This window comes from Hyphomonas oceanitis SCH89 (assembly GCF_000685295.1).
In the GTDB taxonomy this organism is placed as follows: Bacteria; Pseudomonadota; Alphaproteobacteria; order Caulobacterales; family Hyphomonadaceae; genus Hyphomonas; species Hyphomonas oceanitis.
In genome coordinates, this window is record NZ_ARYL01000005.1 from 44,010 (window position 1) to 65,542 (window position 21,533).

Consider the following 21,533-nt stretch of genomic DNA (forward strand, 5'->3'; position numbering starts at 1 on the left):
TCGGGTTACTCCAGTCGCAATCTCTGTTTCCACTGTGCCACTTGTTCAGCGACGCGAACAGGGCTTGTAGCGCCATAAGATGTCCGAGATGAGGCGGACGCCTCGACCGTCAGCACATCGAATACGCTTTGCGTGATTCCGGCATTCACGTCCTGCATTTCGGCGAGCGACAGCTCGGCCAGGTCGCAGGATTTCGCCTCGGCCTTGGCGACCAGCGTGCCCGTGACATGGTGGGCGTCGCGGAAGGGCAGGCCAAGCTCGCGCACCAGCCAGTCGGCGAGGTCTGTCGCGGTGGAGAAGCCCTTGGCAGCAGCGGCGCGCATGGCATCCGGCTTGAAGCGGATCGTCTCGATCATGCCGGTCATGGCGCGGACACAGAGGTTGAACGTGTCGAAGGCCTCGAAAGTGAGGCGCTTGTCGTCCTGCAGGTCCTTGGCATAGGCGAGCGGCAGGGCCTTGATGGCGCCTTGCAGGGCGCTGTAATTCGCGGTGATGAGCGACGCCTTGGCGCGCACGAGTTCAGCCGCGTCCGGGTTGCGCTTCTGCGGCATGATGGAACTGCCGGTTGACCAGGCATCCGTGAGAGCTGCAAAGCCGAATTGCGGACTGGTCCAGAGGACGATCTCTTCGGCGAGACGTGAAAGATGCGTGGCGGCGATGGAGAGATCAGCGAGGGCCTCCAGCGCGAAATCGCGCGAGGCAACAGCATCGAGGGAGTTGGCCATGGGCCGGGCGAAGCCGAGGGCTTCGGCGGTCATGTCGCGGTCGATGGGAAAGCCGGTGCCGGCAAGGGCGGCAGCGCCAAGCGGGCTTTCATTGAGGCGCACGGCGCAATCAGCGAGGCGCGAACGATCACGCGAAGCCATCTCGACATAAGCGAGCAGGTGGTGGCCGAGCGTGACCGGCTGGGCCGTCTGCAAATGGGTAAAGCCGGGCATGATCGTGCCGGCGTTTTCATCGGCGCGTGTGACGAGCGCGGCCTGCAGGCCCGCCAGCAGCGACCCCGCGCCATCAAGCGCAGTCCGCGTCCAGAGGCGGAAGTCGGTGATGACCTGATCATTGCGCGAACGGGCGGTGTGAAGCCGGCCAGCCGGCTCGCCAATCAGCTCCTTCAGACGCGCCTCGACATTCATGTGAATGTCTTCAAGCGCCCGGCGGAATGGGAATGTGCCGTCGCGCAGTTCGGCGAGCACGCTGTCGAGGCCGCCCTGGATGGCCTCGTTGTCGGCTTCGGTAATGATGCCCATTTCGGCCAGCATGTCGGCATGGGCGCGGGATCCGGCGATGTCCTCGGCGGCCATGCGGCGGTCAATATCCAGTGAAGAATTGATCTCTTCCATGATTTCGGACGGGGTCGCGGCAAAGCGTCCCCCCCACATTGTCTGGCCTTTGCCCTGGTTCATTGCCATATCCTTTATTCGACGCGAGGAGACCGTTCCCGATGACCCGCCTAGCCTTTATCGGCCTCTTCTTGGTCGCCCTTGGTGCAATTGTCTATGTGCTGTTCAGCGCAGCAGGCGGAAAGCCGCCCTCCAACGCGTTCGAACGCTATGCCACAGGCGATATGGCGAAGCTGAGTTTTGCCTCTTCGGGCGAAGCTGCGCCGACAGCCAACATGTTTGCTGCCGATGGCACACCCGTCACACTTTACGCCTGGAAAGGCAAGACCGTGCTGGTGAACTATTGGGCCACATGGTGTTCGCCCTGCGAGCGCGAAATGCCGTCGCTTGGCGCCCTGCAGACGGCGCGCGGGGGCGACGCATTCGAGATCGTGGCGGTCAGCGTCGATTCCAGTGAGGACAAGGACTATGCCGCTCAGCGCCTCGGCGAACTTGGCGCCGCCAATATCTCCTTCCATATTGCCCCCCCGGAAAACTACGAAATCGTGTATGATTCCGGCGTGCAGGGCTTTCCGACCAGTGTGATCTACGGCCCGGACGGCAAGGAAATCGCCCGGCTGGCCGGGGATGCCGACTGGTCATCCATCGAAGCGGTGAACTTTATCGACGCTATCCTAGCGAAGGTCGGATAGTTCGAGCTTCACACGGCTGACTTGCGCGGCGATCTCGTTGACCGGCGCCGGGATGCTTTCCGCCAGCGGTCCCTCGGATGGCCACATGCGCACCAGCAGTTCCAGTTCCATCACAACGGCCTCGGCTTCCGGCTTGTCGATACGCTTGGCGATATCACGGGCCGTTACGGCAAAGCCATAGGCGTCCTGATATTCGCCCGCCTCAACGATGTCGCCATTGACGACGCCGACTTTGTATTCGGCAATGCAGGTGTCCATCAGGAAGTCGATCTGGCCGACGGGATCTGCGTTCGCGTTTTGCTGAAGGAGCGCGATATTTGCCTCGGCGGCGTCGAGTTCGGGCGCGATCTCTTCGGCTGACTTGCCGGCGGCAAGGTCGGCGGAGACCTTCTCGAAGATCGCCGCATCAAAGCCGAGCGCATCGATACCTGCGCGCTCAGCTGCGTGCGTTTCGGATACCGGGTGAAGCAGGTGGCGAGAGGCCTGATCCGGCGCGCCCGCGCGGAAGAGGGCGAGCCCCGCCGCGACATGGCCTGACATGAAGGCGATACGCTTGTCGACCGGCAGGGTCTGCATGTCCGCCATGCCAGCCATGGCGCCATTCTCCGTGCCGCCTTCGCCGCCCTCGCCCGCCATTGCGGCAGGCGCAGGCGCCGGGGCCGGGGCCGCAACGGGCGCTTCAGCCCGGACGGGCTCGTTGCGGTCACCGCAGGCCGTCAGGCTCGTCGTGCCCAGCAAGGCGGCGCCAAGGCCAAGGCTGGCCCAGCGTTTCGGAGTGTAGGTCATTGTCGCAGCTCCCGGAGTTTCGATTGCGCCCCGAACCTACGCCCGATACGCTGGCATCTGCAAGTCATTCTCAAACACTAATCGCAGTCCGGACAATCCATGTTCCTTACCATCGCCAACCTGCTCGGCCCGCGCGACGTGGCCCGCGTCCAGAAGAAAGCCGATGCCCTGGATTGGGTGGACGGTGCCCGCACGGCAGGCGGGCGCGCGCGCGTGGTGAAGCGTAACCTGCAGGCCAATTTGCGAAGCGGGCCGGGCGAAGGCCTGCACACATTCCTGATGGACGCGATTACAGCCCATCCTGTGCTGAAGGCGGCGGCCCAGCCTGCGCGCTTCTCACGCCTGATGCTGAGCCGCACAGGGCCCGGCAGCCATTATGGCCCACATGTCGACAATGCCCATGTTGGTACGGGCGAAGAGCGCGTGCGGACCGACCTCTCCTTCACGCTCTTCCTCAGCGACCCGGCCAGCTATGATGGCGGCGAGCTGGTAGTGGAATCGCAGAGCGGCGCGCATGCGGCCAAGCCGGCAGCGGGCGACCTCGTACTCTATGCCTCAGGCGACATCCATGAAGTGCGGCCCGTGACACACGGCGAGCGGCTGGCTTGTGTGGGATGGATCGCGAGCGCAGTGCGCGACCCTCAGGCGCGCGCAGCCCTGTTCGAGCTGGAGAATTTGCGCGCGGCGCTGGGCACGAAGCTGGCGGCCGATGAGCCGGAGCACCTGGCGCTGGAGAAAGTCATCTCCAATCTGGTCAGGCGCTGGGCGGAGGACTAGCCGACGAAGGCAACAGGCACGCGGGCCTGCGCAGCGCACCAGTCAGGCTTGCGCTCGCCGCCATCATAATCCCAGGCCTTGTGCGTGCCTTCGGAGATGAGCGTGGTTGCCACGTCCTTGCCCGCAACCTGCAGATCGACAACGAGGCGGCCATAGCGGTCAGGTCCGTAGGACTTGGCGATCTTGGCTGACTTGTCGCGGGTCAGCTCGACAGCGGCTTCCTTGGCTTCATAGCCCTTGATGCGCTCGAGCTCGCACTTGGCGCCGCCGCGCTGTTTCATACTGCCGGTTTCGGGTGAGTCGACGCCGTGGAGGCGGAACTTTGTACCATCGGGCAGACGGCCACTGTCGCCATCCGACCAGTAGACCGGAGCGGGATCGCCTGTCGCGGCCTGCGCAGCGAGCGCCACGGCCCCCGCGCCTGATGCCAGAACCAGCGCCGCTGTCAGCCACGGCGGAGCTTTGAATATGTGAGCCATTCTAGCCTCCTCGAAAGGAGGCAAAACTGGGGCGCAGGGGTTAATCCCGGATTAAGGTCTGCGGCAGAAGGCGGGGATTGCTCTGTAATTCACCCGCGCCTATTGATCTTCCAAAGGGGTCGATTGTGATGGATGGCGTAAATTATTCCCTGATCCTGCTGGCCGCATTGATGGTCATGGCGAGCCCGGGCCCCGCAACACTGGCCATTGCAGGCGCCTCCATGGCATCAGGGCGCCGTCAGGGACTCGCGACAGCCCTGGGCGTCACGACCGGCTCGGTAATGTGGTCAGTGCTGGCGGCCTATGGCCTTGGCGCCGTGATGGTGTCGAACGCCTGGGTGTTCGGTATCCTGAAATATCTCGGCGCCGCCTATCTGCTGTTTCTGGCGTTCAAGTCGGCCATATCGGCCACCCGCCCGCACAAGACAGAGATTGTGGGAATCGCGCAGGCGTCTTTCAGAGCAGCCTACGCCAAGGGGCTCGCCCTCCATTTGACCAACCCGAAGGCGATTCTGTTTTTCGGGTCGCTCTACTCGATCGGCATTCCAGTCGGCACGCCGTTCCAGAGCCTGTTCACGATCATCGCCCTGCTTGGACTGATGGCCGCGTGCATTTTCCTTGGCTATGGAATCGTGTTTTCCAGCCCGGCGATTGTTCGCGGTTATACGCGGATGCGGCGCTGGTTCGACGGCGTGTTTGCCGTGTTTTTCGGCGCGGCTGCCCTCAAGATACTATCGACGCCCGTTAAATAGGGCGGCGCTGGCCTAACGTGTCGGGACGGGGTGCTCGCCGGAATAGTCGTAGAAGCCCTTGCCGACTTTCTTGCCGACCCAGCCGGCCTCGACATATTTCACCAGCAGCGGGCACGGCCGATACTTCGTGTCGGCGAGGCCATCATGCAGGACCTGCATGATCGAGAGACATGTATCGAGACCGATAAAGTCGGCCAGCGTCAGCGGGCCCATCGGATGGTTGGCGCCAAGGCGCATGGCCGTATCGATGCTCTCCACCGTGCCGACGCCTTCATACAGCGTGTAGACGGCTTCGTTGATCATCGGCACCAGGATGCGGTTCACGATAAAGGCCGGATAGTCCTCGGCATTGGTCGTGGTCTTTTCGAGGCGCTGGGCGAAGGTGATGGCGGTTTCATATGTGTCCTGGCTGGTCGCAAGGCCGCGGATCACTTCCATCAGCTTCATCAGCGGCACCGGGTTCATGAAGTGCATGCCGATGAACTTGTCGGGCCGGTCCGTCACGGAGGCGAGGCGCGTAACCGAGATGGAGCTGGTATTGGTGGCAAGATAGGTGTGCGCGGGCACGATTTCGCAGATCGAGCGGAATATCTGCTCCTTCACTTCGCGTTTTTCGGTGGCCGCTTCGATGACGATGTCTGCATCTTCATGGGCCTTGATCGAGGAGGAAGTGCGGATGCGCTTCAGGCCGCTCATCATGGCGTCGTCTGTGATCATGTCGCGCATGACCTGACGGCGCATATTGCCCTCGATCGTGGTCACGCCCTTGGCCAGTGCCTCGTCAGAAATATCGGTCATGATGACGTCATAGCCGGCAAGGGCGGCAACATGCGCGATGCCATTGCCCATCTGGCCCGCACCAATCACGCCAACAGTTTTCAGCTCTGCCATCTCGATACCATCCTGAATGTGCAAGTTTTGCTACACCTAGCCATATCCTTTTTGTGCACTGCGTCAAAGACCACGCTTCAGTACCGGAAGGCACCGTCGACAAGGGGCAGAGGCGCCCGAACATAAAAAGCCCGGCGCGAGGGCCGGGCTTTTCAAACGTTTGGGAGGAAACGCTATGACTAGAGCGCCTCGGTCAGTTCCGGAACGGCGTTGAAGAGGTCTGCCACGAGGCCGTAATCGGCAACCTGGAAGATCGGCGCTTCTTCGTCCTTGTTGATCGCGACGATGATCTTGGAATCCTTCATGCCGGCAAGGTGCTGGATGGCACCCGAAATGCCGATGGCAATGTAGAGTTCCGGCGCAACGATCTTGCCGGTCTGGCCGACCTGGTAATCGTTGGGCGCATAGCCAGCATCCACAGCAGCGCGCGAGGCACCAACAGCCGCGCCGAGCTTGTCAGCGAGTGGCACGATCAGGCGGTTGAACTCATCAGCCGAGCCGAGGGCACGGCCGCCGGAGACGACGCGCTTGGCGCCGGTCAGCTCAGGACGGTCGGACTTGACCATCTCTTCGGACACGAATTCGGACTTGAACGGGCCTTCTGGCGCCGCAACGTCTTCAACCGAAGCCGAACCTTCATTGCCAGCCGCTTCAAAAGCCGTACCGCGCACGGTGATGACTTTCTTCGCGTCGGAGGATTTGACGGTCATGATGGCGTTGCCGGCATAGATCGGACGCGTGAAGGTCGACGAGTCGACCACATCGATGATCTCGGACAGCTGCATGACATCGAGCCTGGCGGCGATGCGCGGCGCGATATTCTTGCCGGTTGTCGAGGCCGCGATGAAGACAGCGTCATAGTTGGCCATCAGAGGCACAACCAGGGCTTCCATGGATTCACCGGTCTGCTTGCGAAGGCTTTCGCCTTCAGCCTTCAGGACCTTGCGGACACCGGAGACCTTCGCCGCCGCTGGGACGACCTCGGCAGCGTGTTCGCCAGCCACGAGGAGATCCACGTCGCCGCCAAATTTCGCAGCGGCCGTGACGACCTTGTGCGTGGCATCCGACAGGGCGCCGTGGTGATGTTCAGCAATTACGAGGACGGCCATTACACAGCTCCTGCGGTTTTGAGTTTGGAGACGAGCGTCGCAACGTCTTCGACCTTCTCACCGGCCTGGCGCACAGGCGGCTCGGTGACGGTGACGACAGTGAGGCGCGGCGAAATGTCGACGCCGTACTCTTCCGGCGTTTTCTCGACGATCTCTTTCTTCTTCGCCTTCATGATGTTCGGCAGCGACGCATAGCGCGGCTCGTTGAGGCGAAGGTCAACCGTGACAATGGCCGGCAACGTGAGCGAGACAGTCTGCAGACCGCCATCGACTTCGCGTGTGACTTTCAGCTTATCGCCGTCTTTCTCCAGCTTGAACGCGAACGTGCCCTGCGGCCAGTCCAGCAGCGCGGCCAGCATCTGGCCGGTCTGGTTGCTATCGTCATCGATGGCTTGCTTGCCAAGGATCACGAGGTCAGGGCTTTCGTCGGCGACGACCTTGGCGAGCAGTTTGGCAACGCCAAGTGGCTCAACGGTCGCGTCGGTCTTGATCAGGATGCCGCGGTCAGCGCCCATGGCGAGCGCTGTGCGCAGGGTTTCCTGGGCCTGTTGCGGGCCGACGGAGACAACCACGATCTCGGTGACCGTGCCGGCTTCCTTCATGCGCACGGCCTCTTCGACGGAAATCTCGTCGAACGGGTTCATGGACATCTTGACGTTGGCGAGGTCGACTCCGGTTTTGTCCGGCTTGACGCGGACCTTCACGTTATAATCGATCACGCGTTTGACGGGCACGAGGACCTTCATGCGGTGCTCCCTTTTGGTTTAGAGACGTTTGACATATGGCGGCGTGAGTAGACGTCCACCGCAAAAGACGCAAGGTTTACGTTGACGTAACGGTCAATTTGGCGCGGTTTTCATTTTGTAATGTTTGCGTTTCGTGTATCACGTGTGTTCGTTCATTGGCGCACCTCGGCGCGCCCCAACCTCCAAGCTCTGAAAGGAGACCAAGCCATGATCAGCCCCCGTCTCCACATCCAGCTTTCAGGTTCAGATGAACATTCTCCACGTGCTGGCGCGCCGCGCCAGACGGGTTTGGCCCTTTTCCGGTAAACCAAAGGTCCCTTCAGATACCCAATCCGACAAAAGGCGCGCGCATGCGATCCTTCACACGATACTGCCGCCACATCTCCTGAAGGATGTCGGCGCGGATGACGGCTAGCTGTCTGCGCCCCTGGCCATCAGGGCGGCGAGGTCCTTGCCCGGTGCGGCGCCCTTCAGGAAGCCGAGCGTGCCGGGGCCGAGGAGTTCCTCCCCTGCCCTGACCAGCGCGCCATAGGCCGTGTTGGCGAGGGCTGAGCCCATGCTGACGCGCTTGACGCCAAGCGCTTCAAGCTCCGCCATCGGCACGAAACGGCTACGCGGGCCCATCAGCACATTGAGGGGCCGGTCGACGGCGCCCAGCACGGTCCTGATATCGTCCATGGTCTTGAGGCCCGGCGCGTAGAGCACATGGGCGCCCGCCTCCTGATAGGCCTGAAGGCGGGCAATCACGTCTGACAGGTCCGGCACGCCGGTGAAGAAATTCTCGGCGCGGGCGGTGACGAGGAAGGGGAACGGCAAGGCATTGGCGGCCTCGACGGCGGCGCGCACGCGGTCTGCCGCCTCGGCAATGCCGTATTGCGGCCGGGCGCTGTCGCCCGTGAAATCCTCGATCGAGCCGCCGACGAGGCCGGCCTCGGCGCCAAGGCGGATCGTCTCGGCGCAGGTTTCGGGACTGTGGCCGAAGCCGTTCTCTAGGTCTGCCGTCAGCGGCAGCGGCGTTGCCGGGGCAAGCGCGCGGATATGGGCGAGCTTCAGGTCGCCGGTGATCTGGTAGTCGGCGACGCCCGTGCTGGCGGCAAAGCCGGCGCTGGTGGAGGCGAGGGCCTTGAAGCCAAGCCCGGCAAGCACGCGGGCCGAACCGACATCCCAGGGATTGGGCAGCACGAACATGCCCGGATTGTCGTGCAGCGCCTTGAAGGCGAAAGCCTTGTCCTTTTGCGTGGTCATCTCTGTGTCCCTCCGTTTGCGTACCAGTCTGGTCGCATGGGCGCGCAAGGACAAGCCACCCGATCCCTGCGCATGGCAGGGCTACCGAAACGCTTAGGCGGGCGGCTCGTTATTGGCCGCCAGTACTTCACCGGCGAGATAGAGCGAGCCACAGATCAGGATACGGTCGGCGTCTGTTGCGGCCGCGGCACTGACGGCCGCATTGAGGTCAGCGCAGGCGGTGACATTCAGGCCTGCCGTGCGCGCCGCATCGGCAAGGTCGTGCGGCTCGGCGCCGCGATGGCCGGGGGCATTGGGCAGGGTGAAAACGTCCGGCTTCAGGTGGCGGAAGGGCAGGAAGAAGCCGGTCGCATCCTTCGAGGCGAGCATGGCCGTCACCAGCACCGTTCGCCCCGGCAGGGTTTTCAGATGGTGCGCAATCGCCCGCGCCGCATGCGGATTATGCCCGCCATCGAGCCAGACTTCCGCTTCAGGCGCCAGTGCCGTCACCGGACCCGGCTTCAGCCGCTGCATGCGGGCGGGCCACGTGGCGGTGCGCGCACCTTCGAAGATGGCGTCCTGGCTGATGCGGGTGGAGGCGCCGAAGAGTTGCATGGCCATGGCGGCGAGCGCCGCATTGCCGCGTTGGTGTTCGCCGATCAGGGAAATGTCGTCCGGCATGGCATCTATGAAGTGCGCCTTCAGCCGGTAGAGCGGGGCGCCGAGACGGGCCGCCTCGTTGGCGATCACCTCGTCGCATACCTTGCGCTGGATGGCCGTCACAACCGGCCGACCCGGGCGGATGATGCCCGCCTTCTCGCCCGCGATCTTGCGGATATCGGAGCCGAGGAAGGCCTTGTGGTCGAAATCAATCGGCGTGATCACGCAGAGCGCGGGCTTGGCGATCACATTGGTCGCGTCATAGCGCCCGCCAAGGCCGACCTCGAGAATGAGGAGGTCTGCGGGCACTTCGCTGAAGGCCAGCAGGGCGGCGGCCGTGGTTGCTTCGAAATGCGTGATCTGGAGGCCCTGAACGGCCTCGAAGGTGCGGTCGAGCCAGGCGATCAGGCGCGCATCGTCGACAATCTCACCCGCCAGCCGGATGCGCTCATTGAAGCGCACGAGGTGCGGTGAGGTAAAGACATGAACCGTAAGGCCAGCCGCCTCGGCCATGGCGCGCATGAAGGCGGAGGTCGAGCCCTTGCCGTTCGTGCCTGCCACATGAATGACCGGCGGCAGCCTGTCCTGCGGACGGCCGAGCGCATCGAGCGCGGCCTCGACCCGCCCGAGCGACAGCTCGATGGTTTCAGGATAGAGCCCTTCGAAACGCGCCAGCGCTGCGGCAAGGGCCGCATTGTTTCCGATCAAGCAGTCTTGCCTTTGGTCTCCGCGGCCTTGGGCACATGGGTCTTGGGCTGGCTGAGCGCCGTGATGCGCGCATCATCGCGGCGGCGGGAATTGGGCAGGAGATGCGACAGGATACGCGTCAGTGTCGCCTTCATCTCGCGGCGGTCGACAACGATATCGACCTGGCCCTTTTCGCGCAGGAATTCCGAGCGCTGGAAGCCCTTGGGCAGGCTTTCGCGAATGGTCTGTTCGATCACGCGCGGGCCGGAGAAGGCAATCATCGCGCCCGGCTCGGCCAAATGAATGTCGCCGAGCATGGCATAGGAGGCCGAGACACCGCCGGATGTCGGATCGGTCAGCACAACGATATAAGGCAGTTTGGCTTCAGCCAGTTCGTTCACGGCCAGCGTTGTGCGCGGCATCTGCATCAGGCTGAGCGTGCCTTCCTGCATGCGTGCGCCGCCGGAAGCCGTGCAAACCACAAAGGCCGCCTTGCGGGCGAGGGCCATTTGCGCAGCGGTGACGAAGGCCTCGCCCGCCGCCATGCCGAGCGATCCGCCCATGAAGTCAAAATCCTGCACCAGCAACACGGTGGGCACGCCGCCGATCTTGCCATAGGCCGCAACCATGCAGTCATCCTGCAAAAGAGGCGCGCCGCCATTCTCGGTTTCGCGCTTCTCGCGCGCGGCGATCTTGGCCTTGGCCGCCTTGATGCGGGCCGGATAGGGCTTGTCGTCCTTGAATTTCAGCGGGTCGGACGGAACAGGCGGCAGCAGGATCGGCTCCCAGCGCTCTTCATCGAACAGAAGGCGGCAGCGCGTGCGCGGACTGATGCGCATGTGTGCGCCGGCGGGCGTGACCCACCAGTTCTCTTCAAGGTCCGTCTTGTAGACAAGTTCACCGGACGCAGGACATTTGACCCAAAGGTCATCCGGCGTCTCTTTCTTGGCGAGCATGGTCTTCAGGCCAGGGGGAGTGACCTTCGTGATCCAGTTCATGCCTTAACTCCTTAAAGACCGTAACAGCCTCTACGCTTTAACCACCGCAGCGATCGCTGCGCTCAGTTCCCCTGCCAATGCGCCCATTCCCCGCGGCGCTTTTGAATAATCACCCGATTCGTGGGCTGACTGAGCATGCTCCACGAAAGCGGAGCCTACGACAACCCCATCGGCGATTTTAGCCATTTCTGCAGCCTGTACACCATTTTTCACACCAAAACCAACGCAGACGGGCAATCCTGATACGCGTCGCACCATCTCGACGTTCCCGGCGATGGACTCAGGATCAGCCGATCCGGCGCCTGTAACACCGTTAACGGCGACAAAATAAACGAAGCCAGAAGCGCCATCGGCCACTTTAGCCATGCGGGCTTCATGCGTGGTTGGCGTGGCGAGGCGGATGACGGAGAGGTCGTGCTTGGCATATTCGGCGCGCAGCTCTGCGTCTTCTTCCGGCGGAAGGTCAACGAGGATCGTGCCATCAATGCCAGCCGCATGGGCCGCTTCGGCAAAGGCCGCATAGCCCAGCGAATGCACGGGATTGGCATAGCCCATCAGGATGACAGGCGTTTCCTGATCGGTTTCGCGGAAGCGCGCGACGAGCGAGATCACGTCGATCAGCTTGGTATGATTGGCGAGCGCACGCAGGCCGGCCCGCTGAATGGACGGGCCGTCCGCCATGGGATCAGTGAAGGGCGCGCCGATCTCGATAATGTCGGCGCCATTGTCCCGCAGGGCCTGCATGGAGGCAAAGCTGCCTTCAAGGTCCGGGTCGCCCGCCATGAGGTAAGCAACCAATGCTGCGCGTTTCTCCGCTTTAACCTTGTCAAAGCGTGCCGTAATTCGGGAAGTGGGCATCAGGAATCCGTATTTTCGTTGACCCAGGCCTCGTAAGGCGCGGAGACATGGGCGCAAGGCAGCGCGACAATGGCGGGCACCTCATAGGGGTGGATCTCGTTCACCAGCGCTTCGATCTCGGTCCAGTGTGCCTCGGGCGCCTTCATCCACAGAACGAACTCGAAAGCATGCTCGACCACGCCTTTCCAGCGATAGGTGGAGGTGACCGGCCCTTCGAGATTGGCGCAGGCCGACAGGCGGCGCTCGACAGCGGCGTCAGCAATTTCCTCGGCGACACGGCGCGACGGGCAGGTAACGCGGATGAGGAGAATGGTCATTCACTATCTCCTGAACGCTTATCTTTTTCCAAGATGAAGGCGATCCTTCGGGCAAGTTCGTGATCACTCATTTGCTCAATTTCGGCTTCCTGCAATTGATCGGCCTTGAAAGGTTTTTGCTTCAATTCGTCTTTTACGAACCAGTGACAAGTCACAACGTCGTCCTCAACACTGAAGACGGTCATCTGAGGTCCACCCGACCTCAACCGCACAAGCAGCCCAACGGAGAATGTTTCGCCGCTGCTCAAATCTCAAACCCCAGAGCCTTCGCGACGCTGAACACATCCTTGTCGCCGCGGCCGCAGAGATTCATGATCAGGAGGCCGTCCTTGTCCATTGTATCGAGGACGTCGCCAAGGCGCGCAATCGCGTGCGCGGGCTCCAGCGCCGGAATGATGCCCTCAAGCTGGGTACAAAGCCGGAATGCAGCCAGCGCCTCATCGTCAGTGCATGAAAGATACTCAGCCCGGCCCGTATCGCGCAGGAAGGCATGTTCCGGCCCGATGCCCGGATAGTCTAGGCCAGCGCTGATCGAGTGCGCATCGACGATCTGGCCGTCATCGGTTTGCAGCAAATAGGTGCGGTTGCCATGCAGGATGCCGGGCTTGCCGCCATTCAGCGCCGCCGCATGCTCACCCGTCTCGATGCCATGTCCCGCCGCCTCGACGCCGATCAGGCGCACGCCCTCATCATTGATGAACGGGTGGAACAGGCCGATGGCGTTGGAGCCGCCACCGATACAGGCCATCACGGCATCCGGCAGACGGCCCTCGCGCTCAAGGATCTGCTGGCGGGCTTCGATGCCGATAATGCTCTGGAAGTCGCGCACCATCTCAGGATACGGGTGCGGGCCAGCGGCCGTGCCGATGCAGTAGAACGTGTCGTCCACGTTGGTCACCCAGTCGCGCAGGGCTTCGTTCATCGCATCCTTCAGCGTACCCGTGCCGGAAGACACCGGCACGATCTCGGCGCCCAGAAGGCGCATGCGGAAAACGTTCGGCTTCTGGCGCTCGACGTCGGTCTCGCCCATGAAGACCACGCATTTCAGGCCAAAACGCGCGCAGATCGTCGCCGTCGCAACGCCATGCTGGCCGGCGCCCGTCTCGGCGATGATGCGTGTCTTGCCCATGCGCATGGCCAGCAGGACCTGACCAAGGCAGTTATTGATCTTGTGCGCGCCGGTATGGTTCAGCTCATCGCGTTTGAAATAGATCTTGGCCTTGCCGAAGTGCTCGGTCATGCGCTCGGCAAAATAGAGCGGGGACGGGCGGCCGACATAATGGGCCCACATGTCGTCCATCTGCGCCTTGAAGGCGGGGTCCAGCTTGGCCGCCCGGTATTCCTTCTCAAGGTCCAGGATCAGCGGCATCAGCGTTTCGGCGACATAGCGTCCGCCGAACTCACCAAACCGGCCGTTTGCGTCCGGCCATTTGTCCCAGGTATTGCGCAGGTCCATCGTCATGCCTTTGTTTCCTGTCCCGAAGACGCGCCAGGCGCGCTCAGGGCTGCTTCGCGGCGCGGATAAAGGCCCGCACCAGCTCTCTGTCCTTTAACCCTCGTACCCGCTCGACGCCAGAGGAGACATCAACTGCGGGCGCTCCTGTCGCGGCAATAGCTGAGGCGACATTGTCCGGCGTCAAGCCGCCCGCGAGCATCCAGGGCGCCGCAGGCTGCCATCCGTCGAGGATTGCCCAGTCGAACACCTGCCCATGACCGCCGGAATAGGCCGCATCCTTTGGCGGCTTGGCATCGATCAGCAGCTTGTCCGCGCTCACGAACGTATTGGCGGTGTCCAGGTCGGCGCGCGTGGCAACGCCCAGCGCTTTCCAGACTTCGCGCCCGGTACGCGCCTTGATCTCGGCCAGCCGCTCTGGCGTCTCGGCGCCATGCAGCTGCAGCACCGGGAAGCCGAGCGCAACAATCACGTCCACCTCGGCATCGGTCGGATCGACCATCAGCGCCACGGGCCGCGCCTTGCCGACCTGTAGCAAGAGGCTCGCCGCCGCTTCCGGCGTCACGCGGCGCGGGCTGCCCGGGACGAAATTGAAGCCAATCCAGTCGGCCCCCTCACGCGCCGCAAAGCGCACGAGGTCCGGATCGATAAGGCCGCATATCTTCACGTGGGTCATGACATGCCCGTTACGCCAGCACCGGGCCTACGTCCACACTTCGGGCCCTCAGGCGCGGGGCGCGCGGGCCAGTCCCATGGTGGCCGGGCCGGAGACATTTACGGCCTGAGCCAATGGCTGCTCGCCATCGGGGCGCGCGATCATGGCCTTGAGACGCTCAAGCTGGTCATGCGCCAGAGGACTGAACGCATTCACGGACGACGGCATGGACGGGCGCCCGAAATAATAGCCCTGCGCCGTCAGGCACCCGATGTCGCGCAACTGGAACGCCATGTCGCTGGTCTCAACACCCTCGGCTGTCACTTCCACATCCATGCTGGCTGCGAGCGACACCAGCGCCTCGACGATCTTCCGGCTGGTCGGGTTGTGCGTCATGGTCGCAATGAAGGACTGGTCGATCTTGATCTTGTTGATCGGCAGTTTGCGCAGGTGCGTAAGGCTGGAATAGCCCGTGCCGAAATCGTCAAGCGCCAGCGAGAAGCCCGCACGCCGCAGCTGCGCCAGGACAAGACCGGCCGCCTCGATATCATTGATCAGGGCGCTTTCGGTGATTTCCAGCTCCAGCCGCTCTGCGGGAAAACCAACGGCCTGGATAATCTTGACCACATGCGCGCAGAGATCGCGATTGAGCAGGGACGCGGAAATATTGATGGCAAGATAGTGCTGCCCGGCCTGGTGCATCGGGTCCGAGCAGGCTTCGCGGATCAGCGCCATCGTCATTTGCTGGATCAGGCCCGTATCCTCGGCAATTGGAATGAAGGCATCCGGCATGATCATGCCGAGATCAGGGTGCAGCCACCGCGCCAGAACCTCGAAACCTTCGACACGCCCGTCCGACAGGCGCACAAGCGGCTGGTAATATGCGCGGATCTCGCCATTGGTCAGCGCGCGCTGCAGGTCGTGCTCGAGGCGTTTGCGCGCCGCCAGCTGATCGCTCATTTCGTGCCGGAAGTGACAGAACGTCCCCCTGCCCGACCCCTTGGCCCTGTAGAGGGCGAGATCGGCGCGGCGCATGAGTTCATCACCTGACAGCGCAGCATCCGGCGCACAGGTGGCGATACCGATGCTTGCTCCCACCGTACAGACTATGGCGCCAATCCTGACCGGCTTTTCCATCTCGGCCAGAATGCGTGTGGCAATTGCGGTGCGCATTTCCAGTGTTTGTGCGCCGCTATAAAGGACAGCGAACTCGTCGCCGCCGAGACGCGCAAATATGGCCGCACCCTGGGACACGTTTCTGAGGCGGGCCGATAGTTCCCGCAACACGGTATCACCGACGCCATGTCCATGCAGGTCATTGACCGGCTTGAACCGGTCCAGATCGATCATGAACAGGACGCATGATCCATTGCCGGCCTCGGTGAGGTTCTGCAGGACCCGGTGGAAGGCCCTGCGATTGGGAAGTTCCGTCAACGAATCCGCTAGCGCAAGATCCGACATGGTCTGCTCGGCAACCACACGCCGGGCGTGTTCCCGTTGCATTTGCCGATAACGCAGCGCCGCAATGATAAGGGCCTGAATCGATAGCGAGATGAAGACCAGCGCGAACTCATCAATGTTCCAGTGTTCATGCTTGGCAGAAAACGCAGCGAACCGCTCAAACAGATCGTACTGACCGCCGATCATGATGGTCAGGGCACTTCCCGCGATGAGGAATGCGATGTCATTATGCAACCATGAGGGCAGCATCCTGTCGCTTGCGCGGATCAGATTACCAATAAAACGACGCATGCAGTTCAGGCGAACCAATCCTTGGTTTCGGGAGAAGCCAAGTTTCTAGGCCGACATGTCTAAATAGTGCTTGTGCCATTCAGCCAAATTGACCGGAAAACAGCGACGTTTCGGGCTAATTCAGGCGCATTTTTACCGCGAACTGTTGGCTCGAATACAGGTCGGAACGTTAACGCCCTTTAACAAAGTGTGCTGCAATTGCCACAGCAGGATTCAGCGCACATGCGGGGCTGGAACGCGGCGCTCATGGGAGCCGTTAGCGCACCATGTCCCGAACAGTTCGGGATGCCTAAACCAAAGGATTTCCTCCCATGAAAAAGCTTTTGATCATTTCCTCGTCCGCTGCCGCGATTGCCCTTGGCCTTTCCGCCCCCGCCGTCGCTCAGGAAGATACCGGCCTCTATGTGCAGGGCGGCTATTCCTATGTGAACATCGAGCCTGACGGTGCTGATTCCGGTATCGACACCAACGCCATCACAGGCCGCGTCGGCTACCAGTTCACGCCGATGTTCTCCCTCGAAGCCGACGTGACGTCCGGCATCGATGATGGTGAGTTCGACTACAATGTCGACGAAGACGACTTCGATCTCGACGACAATGAGGACACGGACCTCAATGACGTGATCGCCGCTTCGGGTGACCTCGGCCTGAACTACCTGGTTGGCCTTTACGGTCGCGCCAGCGTGCCACTGACCGAGCGCCTGAATGTCTCGGCCCGCGCCGGTTATGCCTATATCGACGTTGACGCTTCGGTCATCACACCCGGCGGCACAACGCTCGCCGTGATCGAGGATTCGGCTGATGGCCCTGCCCTCGGCGCAGGTCTGACCTATGACCTGACCGACAGCTGGCAGCTGCGTGGTGATTACACCTATTATGACTTCGAAGACACCGACACGGGCGCCGCAACGATTGCGGTTGGCTACAAGTTCTAAGCCTGCCTGATTGCCTGAATGAATGCGCCGGTCTCCGAAAGGAGGCCGGCGTTTTTCATCATGCCCGTATGGAACCCGCCTGCAGTCGCACTCATTGGAATGGGGACACCGGAGACTTATCTCTCAATACTGGAACATACAGGAAACGGGAATCGACATGGCCAATGGCTGGGCGCGGGATGGCGCCGTACAGGATCAGATCGACGACAGCATCAAGGATGCCGTGCGCAATGCGCGCGCCAGCATTCCTGCGGGTGCAAGCGCAACCCATTGCGACGAATGCGAGGAACCCATTCCCGAAGCGCGCCGCAAGGCGGTTCCGGGTGTGCGTACGTGCGTGAAATGCCAGTCGGAGCGCGACAAGGCCCGCGTCCATTCCGGCATCAACCGCCGCGGCAGCAAGGACAGCCAGCTGCGTTAGGCCTGTCGATTGTCCGGATGGAAGCCGGGCTGGCGGTGAGACAGGGATTCGAACCCTGGAGACTATTGCTAGCCTACACACTTTCCAGGCGTGCGCCTTCGACCACTCGGCCACCTCACCATCGCCTTCGCGAAGCACAGGGCCATAGCGGAACGCATGGCCGCTCGCAAGACCGTGATTGCCGTTCGCAGCACGCAGCCCCATATTCCTGTCAGCAAAGGAGACCGCACCATGTTGTTCTCAACCAAACCCGCAACCATTCCGGATGCCGCGAGCGCCCTTCCCGGCCGCAGCGCCGCCATCCCGACGGCTGCCGAACATTTCGTCTTTCATCGTCCGCTTCAGGGCGAAACGCCCGCCGGATTTGAAGTCGCCATTTTCGGCCTCGGCTGTTTCTGGGGCGCCGAGCGCAAGTTCTGGCAACAGGATGGCGTCTGGATGACCGCCGCCGGCTATGCCGGCGGACCGACCCCGAACCCGACCTATGAGGAAGTCTGCAGCGGCCGCACGGGCCATACGGAAGTCGTGCGCGTCGTGTTTGACTCGTCAAAGGTCACCTATGGCGAGCTGGTGAAACTTTTCCTCGAAAGTCACGACCCGACCCAGGGTATGCGCCAGGGCGGGGATGTCGGCACGCAATACCGGTCGGCCATTTACACGACCAGCGATGCGCAGGAAGACACGGCCCATCAGATGGTCGAGGCCTATCAGGGCGCGCTGGCCCGTTCCGGTCACAGCGCGGGCATTACGACCGAGATCAAGCCGATCGATAAGTTCTACTATGCCGAGGACTATCACCAGCAATACCTCGCCAAGAATCCGGCAGGCTATTGCGGCATTGGCGGCACGGGCGTGTCCTGCCCGATCGGGCTCAGCGTCTAGGACATTCCGGGTCTTGCTCCCTGAGCGCTCATCCTGAGCGAAGTCGAAGGATGGGCGCGGGCTTCCAGAGATGATCGTACAGGGCTCGTCCTTCGACTTCGCTCAGGATGAGCCCTTTTCATGTCGGGAGGGTCTAGGAGCCGAAATTCATCGAGAAGCGCTTGCGCGTCTCGATCATGGTCTGCGCCTTGAACATGGCGTCCGAGGCGGTCTGTGCCTTCTGGATGGCCGGATCGCCTCTCAGGGCCTCAACCACCAGCGACAGCTGGGCGATCGCCTCCTGAACCGTCTTCTGGTCGAACTGTTTCTCTGCGCGGGCGAGCAGGGCCCGCCCAAGATCCATCCGGGCCTGCAGGACAAGCGCTGAGTCGGATGTCGTGTCGACCGCTTCGAGGTGCGCGCGGCGCATGGTGATCACCCGGTCGAGCGCGGCCAGGTCGCCCATGGCCTCCGCCACATGCACGCCGGATGCACAGAAGTCGGCCTCAAGCTCGCTCCGCACAACAGGCGCTACGCCCCCTGCCCCCGCCATCATCCCGTCCAGCGCTTCGGCGAGCAGTTTCATCTTTTCAGGCCTGAAGGCCTGCGGATTGGCCAGCGCCGGCTGCAGCTTCTTGGCCAGCAGGTAGGCCGCGACCCGCGGCATCTCGCCGTCCAGCGCGTCAAAGCGACCGGGCAGCGGAATGCTGAAGGCCCGGGCTTCGTCTGCCCGCAGGCCGCCGCCGCGCGACAGGCCCTGAACGACCAGCCCATCCGCTCCCTTGCCGATGCGGCTCGCCCAGACCAGCATGTCGGCATCCGCCGTCGCGAGGCGCTTGCGGGCCTCAGCCAGAATTTTCTGCTCCGAGCCGCCCGTGATCTGGCCTGTGCTGACAACGCGGAAAGGCGCGCCGAAATTGAACTCGGCGAGATGGTCCTGGATGGCCGCTGTCAGCCATTTGCGCGTCCGCCCGGCTCCCGGCCCCGTTGGCCGCGCCAGAAGGATGCGATAGCCCGGCTCCTTGCTGCGGCGGAAAGCCCGTGCACCGGCTGCGTTGCGCATGCGCGTCACAAGCGCGCGAAGGCCCGAGAACAGGAGGAAAATCAGCACAAGGCACAGGAGCACGGCCATCGCGAACCCGAACGTCGCGAACTCATGGGCACTGAGCGCATGCGTCTCGACCCAGTCTTCAGCTGCCGTGAACCAGCCTGTTTCCAGCATGGCAATTGACCTCGTTAACGCCAAGGCGATACGAGCCTTGCCCTTCTGTGGCAACAGGTAATCACTGTTAGACCGGGCGATCCCGCGCTAGCATCGCCATGCGGCATCAATGGGAGGGCACGTGTCAGAATTTGTCACCCGTTTCGCGCCGTCCCCCACGGGGCACCTGCATCTCGGCCACGCGGCCTCGGCCTTCCATGTCTGGGATGCGGCCCGCGCAGCTGGCGGACGCGTGCTGCTGCGCCTTGAGGATATCGACCAGACCCGCTGCCGCCCGGCATACGAGGCCTCCATTCTCGCCGACCTGAAATGGCTGGGCCTCGACTGGTCCGGCCCCGTCCGGCGCCAGTCGGACCATTTCGACAACTATGCGAAGGTCATCGACAGCCTCAATGAACGCGGCCTGATCTATCGCTGCTTCAAGACCCGGCGCGAGATCGCCGCCGCCCTGCCCGCCGGCGTCGACCCGGACGAAGCCGGCTATGTCGGCAAGCCGTTTTCGCCGTCAGAGGAAGCCGAGTACCTGAGCCGGGGCCATGCCTTTGCCTGGCGGCTGTCCCTTGCCCGGGCAAGGGACGCACTCGGGCCACGCTACGGCACACTGTCGTACATGGAAGAGACTGCGAACTGTCCAAGAACGGTCCGGGCTGACCCGCAAGCGTTCGGCGATGTCGTCCTAGCCCGCAAGGACACGCCCGCCAGCTACCATGTCGCCTGCTGCCACGATGATGCGCTGCAGGGCGTCACCCATGTCATTCGCGGCGAAGACATACGCGCCATGACCAGTGTGCATGTCCTTTTGCAGGCGCTGATGGACTGGCCGACGCCGCTCTACCGCTTCCACCCGCTGGTCCTTGGCCCCGACGGTAAAAAGCTCTCCAAACGCGCCGGCGACAAGGGATTGTCGGCCTACCGCGAAGAAGGGATGACACCAGACGATATCCGGGCCATGACCAGCGCCGCATGACCTCCCTGGAAACACACTCAACACCCCTGACACGTCACTGGATCGGACCGCTCATGGTCCTGACCGGCGGCATATGCATTGGCTTTGCACCCATCGGCCTCCGGCTGGGACTGGGCGAACTGGGGCCGCAGGGCATCGCCTTCTGGCGCTATGTCTTTGCCGCCCCGCTCTTGCTGGGCCTCGTCTTCTTGATCGAGCGCCGGGCGCCGCGCCCCCCAAACCGGTTCGTGCTGCTCGCCGGCACCTTCTTCACGCTCGACATTGCCCTCTGGCACTGGGGCCTGACGCTGACCACCGTGTCGAATGCGACATTCATCGTGAACCTCGGCAACGTGTCCGTCGGTTTCGTCGCCTGGCTATTCCTGAAGGAGCGCCCGACCAATATCTGGTTTGTTGCCATCCTGCTGGCAGTCGCAGGCGCCGCGGCCCTGTCGCTGGGCGGAGAAGTCGGCGGCAAAGGCGACATACGCGGCGACCTGCTGGCCCTCGGGGCAGCGCTGCTCGTCTCGGGCTACATGCTCTGCTCGAAACTTGCCCGGCGGCGCCTTGGCGGTATCGAGACCATATTCTGGCTGACCATTGTGGAAGTCTGCGTCGGCGGGCTTATTCTGCTGGTGTCGGGCGAACCGCGCCTGCCGGCCACACTCAATGGCTTCGGCGTGCCCCTCTTCCTGGCCATTTTCGTGCAGATCATGGGTCAGGGCCTCATCATTGCAGGGTTGGGGCGAACACCCGCCGCCATTGCCGGCGTCCTCGTGGTCGTCCAGCCCGTTGTCGCGGCGGCCATTTCATGGGTCATGTTCGACGAACCGCTCACTGCCCTGCAAGCTGGCGGCGCCGTGGCCATTCTCGTGGCTGTGTGGCTCTCGCAACGCGGAAAACCGGTCCCGATCGACTAAATCGCGGCGATTGAATCGAAACTGCCACAAAACTCGTCTATCACTCCCCCCA

24 protein-coding genes and 1 tRNA gene are annotated in these 21,533 nt (G+C 62.6%); 8 read left to right on the forward strand and 17 right to left on the reverse strand.

Going from position 1 to position 21,533, the window contains the following annotated elements:
* Positions 1-5: 5 nt before the first annotated feature.
* Positions 6-1,403 (reverse strand): argininosuccinate lyase, encoded by a 1,398-nt coding sequence (argH, locus tag HOC_RS04965; protein WP_156950386.1) that lies wholly within the window; start codon positions 1,401-1,403, stop codon positions 6-8.
* A gap of 38 nt (positions 1,404-1,441) precedes the next feature.
* On the opposite strand from argH, the gene HOC_RS04970 reads away from it, so the two are divergent.
* A complete protein-coding gene (locus HOC_RS04970) occupies positions 1,442-2,032 on the forward strand; it encodes a TlpA family protein disulfide reductase (RefSeq protein ID WP_051624541.1) in 591 nt (196 codons plus the stop codon).
* Here the strand turns inward: HOC_RS04970 and HOC_RS04975 are convergent.
* Positions 2,015-2,818 (reverse strand): hypothetical protein, encoded by an 804-nt coding sequence (locus HOC_RS04975; RefSeq protein WP_035536332.1) that lies wholly within the window; start codon positions 2,816-2,818, stop codon positions 2,015-2,017. The two genes, HOC_RS04970 and HOC_RS04975, sit on opposite strands and share 18 nt — an antisense overlap.
* A gap of 99 nt (positions 2,819-2,917) precedes the next feature.
* Here HOC_RS04975 and HOC_RS04980 point away from each other — a divergent pair, with 99 nt between their 5' ends.
* Complete coding sequence (locus HOC_RS04980) at positions 2,918-3,595, forward strand: Fe2+-dependent dioxygenase (RefSeq protein ID WP_035536334.1); 678 nt, start codon at positions 2,918-2,920, stop codon at positions 3,593-3,595.
* Here HOC_RS04980 and HOC_RS04985 read toward each other — a convergent pair.
* Positions 3,592-4,074 carry a thermonuclease family protein gene (locus HOC_RS04985; RefSeq protein ID WP_035536335.1) on the reverse strand — a complete coding sequence of 161 codons (483 nt, stop codon included), beginning with the start codon at positions 4,072-4,074 and terminating at the stop codon, positions 3,592-3,594. The genes HOC_RS04980 and HOC_RS04985 overlap by 4 nt on opposite strands.
* 128 nt (positions 4,075-4,202) lie before the next feature.
* Here HOC_RS04985 and HOC_RS04990 point away from each other — a divergent pair, with 128 nt between their 5' ends.
* Positions 4,203-4,826 carry a LysE family translocator gene (locus tag HOC_RS04990; protein ID WP_035536337.1) on the forward strand — a complete coding sequence of 208 codons (624 nt, stop codon included), beginning with the start codon at positions 4,203-4,205 and terminating at the stop codon, positions 4,824-4,826.
* A gap of 12 nt (positions 4,827-4,838) precedes the next feature.
* On the opposite strand, the gene HOC_RS04995 is transcribed toward HOC_RS04990, so the two are convergent.
* The 12 genes from HOC_RS04995 to HOC_RS05050 form a co-directional block, all read right to left on the reverse strand.
* Positions 4,839-5,717, reverse strand: coding sequence for a 3-hydroxybutyryl-CoA dehydrogenase (locus tag HOC_RS04995; RefSeq protein WP_035536338.1), 879 nt, complete (start codon positions 5,715-5,717; stop codon positions 4,839-4,841).
* Positions 5,718-5,896: 179 nt separating this feature from the next.
* Entirely contained in the window at positions 5,897-6,826 is a 930-nt protein-coding gene (locus HOC_RS05000; RefSeq protein WP_035536340.1) for an electron transfer flavoprotein subunit alpha/FixB family protein, read from the reverse strand.
* The gene (locus HOC_RS05005) at positions 6,826-7,572 is read right to left on the reverse strand and encodes an electron transfer flavoprotein subunit beta/FixA family protein (RefSeq protein ID WP_035536341.1); all 747 of its coding nucleotides are present in this window, start codon (positions 7,570-7,572) and stop codon (positions 6,826-6,828) included. The genes HOC_RS05000 and HOC_RS05005 overlap by 1 nt, the downstream gene beginning before the upstream one ends.
* A gap of 411 nt (positions 7,573-7,983) precedes the next feature.
* A complete protein-coding gene (locus HOC_RS05010; protein WP_035536343.1) occupies positions 7,984-8,817 on the reverse strand; it encodes an isocitrate lyase/PEP mutase family protein in 834 nt (277 codons plus the stop codon).
* Between the two features lie 93 nt (positions 8,818-8,910).
* Positions 8,911-10,164, reverse strand: coding sequence for a bifunctional folylpolyglutamate synthase/dihydrofolate synthase (locus HOC_RS05015; RefSeq protein ID WP_035536345.1), 1,254 nt, complete (start codon positions 10,162-10,164; stop codon positions 8,911-8,913).
* Positions 10,161-11,141, reverse strand: coding sequence for an acetyl-CoA carboxylase carboxyltransferase subunit beta (locus HOC_RS05020; RefSeq protein WP_035536354.1), 981 nt, complete (start codon positions 11,139-11,141; stop codon positions 10,161-10,163). Before HOC_RS05020 ends, HOC_RS05015 begins: the two co-directional genes overlap by 4 nt.
* Positions 11,142-11,171: 30 nt before the next feature.
* On the reverse strand, positions 11,172-11,999 hold the full coding sequence (gene trpA, locus HOC_RS05025) for a tryptophan synthase subunit alpha (RefSeq protein ID WP_035536355.1): 828 nt from the start codon (positions 11,997-11,999) through the stop codon (positions 11,172-11,174).
* Positions 11,999-12,316 carry a divalent-cation tolerance protein CutA gene (gene cutA / locus HOC_RS05030; RefSeq protein ID WP_035536356.1) on the reverse strand — a complete coding sequence of 106 codons (318 nt, stop codon included), beginning with the start codon at positions 12,314-12,316 and terminating at the stop codon, positions 11,999-12,001. Before cutA ends, trpA begins: the two co-directional genes overlap by 1 nt.
* The gene (locus HOC_RS05035; RefSeq protein ID WP_035536357.1) at positions 12,313-12,564 is read right to left on the reverse strand and encodes a YodC family protein; all 252 of its coding nucleotides are present in this window, start codon (positions 12,562-12,564) and stop codon (positions 12,313-12,315) included. The genes cutA and HOC_RS05035 overlap by 4 nt, the downstream gene beginning before the upstream one ends.
* The gene (gene trpB, locus HOC_RS05040; protein WP_035536358.1) at positions 12,561-13,778 is read right to left on the reverse strand and encodes a tryptophan synthase subunit beta; all 1,218 of its coding nucleotides are present in this window, start codon (positions 13,776-13,778) and stop codon (positions 12,561-12,563) included. Before trpB ends, HOC_RS05035 begins: the two co-directional genes overlap by 4 nt.
* Before the next feature lie 37 nt (positions 13,779-13,815).
* The gene (locus HOC_RS05045; protein ID WP_035536359.1) at positions 13,816-14,445 is read right to left on the reverse strand and encodes a phosphoribosylanthranilate isomerase; all 630 of its coding nucleotides are present in this window, start codon (positions 14,443-14,445) and stop codon (positions 13,816-13,818) included.
* 48 nt (positions 14,446-14,493) lie between these two features.
* Positions 14,494-16,119, reverse strand: coding sequence for a putative bifunctional diguanylate cyclase/phosphodiesterase (locus tag HOC_RS05050; RefSeq protein WP_162174806.1), 1,626 nt, complete (start codon positions 16,117-16,119; stop codon positions 14,494-14,496).
* A 368-nt stretch (positions 16,120-16,487) separates the two neighbouring features.
* Here HOC_RS05050 and HOC_RS05055 point away from each other — a divergent pair, with 368 nt between their 5' ends.
* Positions 16,488-17,111 (forward strand): porin family protein, encoded by a 624-nt coding sequence (locus HOC_RS05055; protein ID WP_035536361.1) that lies wholly within the window; start codon positions 16,488-16,490, stop codon positions 17,109-17,111.
* A gap of 157 nt (positions 17,112-17,268) precedes the next feature.
* Positions 17,269-17,532 (forward strand): DksA/TraR family C4-type zinc finger protein, encoded by a 264-nt coding sequence (locus tag HOC_RS05060; protein ID WP_035536362.1) that lies wholly within the window; start codon positions 17,269-17,271, stop codon positions 17,530-17,532.
* Between the two features lie 30 nt (positions 17,533-17,562).
* Here the strand turns inward: HOC_RS05060 and HOC_RS05065 are convergent.
* Positions 17,563-17,652: transfer RNA gene (locus tag HOC_RS05065), tRNA-Ser, on the reverse strand.
* A gap of 111 nt (positions 17,653-17,763) precedes the next feature.
* Here HOC_RS05065 and msrA point away from each other — a divergent pair.
* Positions 17,764-18,414 carry a peptide-methionine (S)-S-oxide reductase MsrA gene (gene msrA, locus HOC_RS05070; protein WP_035536493.1) on the forward strand — a complete coding sequence of 217 codons (651 nt, stop codon included), beginning with the start codon at positions 17,764-17,766 and terminating at the stop codon, positions 18,412-18,414.
* A 133-nt stretch (positions 18,415-18,547) separates the two neighbouring features.
* On the opposite strand, the gene HOC_RS05075 is transcribed toward msrA, so the two are convergent.
* Positions 18,548-19,615 (reverse strand): hypothetical protein, encoded by a 1,068-nt coding sequence (locus HOC_RS05075; RefSeq protein WP_035536363.1) that lies wholly within the window; start codon positions 19,613-19,615, stop codon positions 18,548-18,550.
* Between the two features lie 121 nt (positions 19,616-19,736).
* Between HOC_RS05075 and gluQRS the strand changes: the two genes are divergently transcribed.
* Together gluQRS and HOC_RS05085 are read left to right on the forward strand one after the other, a co-directional pair.
* On the forward strand, positions 19,737-20,582 hold the full coding sequence (gene gluQRS, locus HOC_RS05080; RefSeq protein ID WP_206741537.1) for a tRNA glutamyl-Q(34) synthetase GluQRS: 846 nt from the start codon (positions 19,737-19,739) through the stop codon (positions 20,580-20,582).
* Entirely contained in the window at positions 20,579-21,481 is a 903-nt protein-coding gene (locus tag HOC_RS05085) for a DMT family transporter (protein WP_035536366.1), read from the forward strand. The genes gluQRS and HOC_RS05085 overlap by 4 nt, the downstream gene beginning before the upstream one ends.
* The last annotated feature ends 52 nt before the right edge of the window (positions 21,482-21,533 follow it).